Annotated in this window: 1 pseudogene; it reads right to left on the bottom strand. The window is 37.3% G+C overall.

Going from position 1 to position 362, the window contains the following annotated elements:
* Positions 1-341, bottom strand: a pseudogene (tnpA, locus tag CWB80_RS22145) (IS200/IS605 family transposase); the annotation flags it as partial.
* Positions 342-362 lie beyond the last annotated feature (21 nt).

Raw genomic sequence — 362 nt, 5'->3', positions numbered from 1 at the left:
CACCCCTGCTCCTGAAAATATTTTTGTATTATCTCTGCACTAGTCATTCCTAGAGAACACACACAGTATCCATCCGACCAAATTGTTTTCTCTTTCTAAAATTGGTTTTTGAGGTAAGGAAATGATTTCCAGATTTTAGTAGTTGTCGCTTGTTTGATCCTCCTTGCGTACTGGCCTACAGAATATCGAGTGCCGATTGTAATCAGCATATGAATGTGATCTTTATCTATTTCAATCTCTTCGATCCTGAAGTCAGAAGATAGAGAAACATCGAAAACCGTTTTCTTAACAAACTCACCCAGATTTCCGTTTAGGAAAGGTTTTGTGTACTTATCTACCAGAATCCAATGAAGTGCATTTAA

The organism is Pseudoalteromonas sp. S1650 (assembly GCF_005887195.1).
In the GTDB taxonomy this organism is placed as follows: Bacteria; Pseudomonadota; Gammaproteobacteria; order Enterobacterales; family Alteromonadaceae; genus Pseudoalteromonas; species Pseudoalteromonas simplex.
This window is presented reverse-complemented; position numbering and strand designations above follow the sequence as displayed.